Source organism: Actinomadura geliboluensis, from assembly GCF_005889745.1.
Classification (GTDB): Bacteria; Actinomycetota; Actinomycetes; order Streptosporangiales; family Streptosporangiaceae; genus Spirillospora; species Spirillospora geliboluensis.
Genome location: NZ_VCKZ01000793.1, coordinates 1 through 476 on the forward strand (window position 1 = coordinate 1; position 476 = coordinate 476).

Annotated in this window: 1 protein-coding gene; it reads left to right on the plus strand. The window is 68.7% G+C overall.

Translation table 11 applies throughout. The features are described from left to right. Positions 1 to 29: 29 nt before the first annotated feature. The coding region (locus ETD96_RS44280) for a DUF222 domain-containing protein (protein ID WP_240808662.1) at positions 30 to 476 on the plus strand (447 nt) is incomplete at its 3' end.

A 476-nucleotide genomic window follows, 5' to 3' on the forward strand; every position in this document is an offset into this window, starting at 1 on the left:
TCATTGGCGTGGTCGACCGATCCCGCGAAGTGCAGCGGTGGGGATACCCCTCCACCCGGTCCTGGCTGCGGTCCCGCCTCGGGATGCGCGAGTCCCGCGCCAAGGAACGCCTCACCCTGGCCCGCCAGCGCCACCGCCTGCCCGAGATGACCGAGCGGTGGACCACAGGTGACCTGTCGGCCGGATATGCCGCCACCATCGCCGACGCGACCGCCCGACTTGACGACGATGACTGCGGCAAAGCCGAAGACATCCTGCTGGGCATGGTCGATCAGGGCTTCTCCGCCGGGAAGGTCGCCTCCTTCGGCAAGCGGATCCGCGACGTCATCGCCGAGCGCGACGGCACCCAACAAGCCCCCGAAGACGTGGCGCGGGGTTATGAGCAATCCTGGGTCGACTCGACGCGTTCGCTGGACGGCGGCCGTTACATCAAGGGCTGGCTGAACGCCGAAGACGCCGCCATCTGGGACGGCACC